Genomic DNA, 554 nt, shown 5'->3' with positions numbered 1-554 from the left:
GTATTTCGCCGATGCTGTCCACCCGGAGTACCAGACCAAACCCGCCTTTGGCTGGGTCAAGACGGGTTCAAATCCAGGGGTCCCGACCACGGCAGGTCGAGGACGCGTAAATATCCATGGCGCGCTCAACCTCGAAACCTTCGACGCGCCCTTTGTCGAGCCAACCACCGTCGACGGGATCAGCGCGGCGCAGCTTCTTGCCAAGATTGAAGCCCGCAATCCCGACAAGCGCATCATTCATGTCATCTGGGACAATGCCGCCTATCACAAAGGGCCGGATGTCAGGGCTTTCCTCGCCAGACCAGATTGCCGCATCCATCTCATGCATCTGCCGCCCTATTGTCCGCATCTCAACCCGATAGAACGGCTATGGGCGGTCATGCATCAGCATGTGACACACAATCGATATTACCCAACACAAAAACGGTTTGCGAATGCGATCCTGAAGTTCTTTCGGGAAACCATCCCAAATGAGTGGAAAGCCTTCCGTGACCAAGTATCAGACAATTTCCGCGTCATAACCCATGAAAAAATTCGGGTTTTGGGGTAGCAGC

The 554-nt window shown here is 54.7% G+C and carries 1 protein-coding gene; it reads left to right on the top strand.

Annotation, left to right across the window (positions count from 1 at the left end; all coding sequences use genetic code 11):
• Positions 1-550 (top strand): IS630 family transposase (locus PFRI_RS18000; protein WP_139292142.1); only part of this gene is annotated, 550 nt, incomplete at its 5' end.
• Positions 551-554 lie beyond the last annotated feature (4 nt).

Origin of the sequence: Planktotalea frisia (genome assembly GCF_001890925.1) — a bacterium.
GTDB classification, from domain to species: domain Bacteria; phylum Pseudomonadota; class Alphaproteobacteria; order Rhodobacterales; family Rhodobacteraceae; genus Planktotalea; species Planktotalea frisia.
The sequence above is the reverse complement of the archived record's forward strand: the minus strand, read 5'-3'. Positions and strand labels throughout refer to the sequence as shown.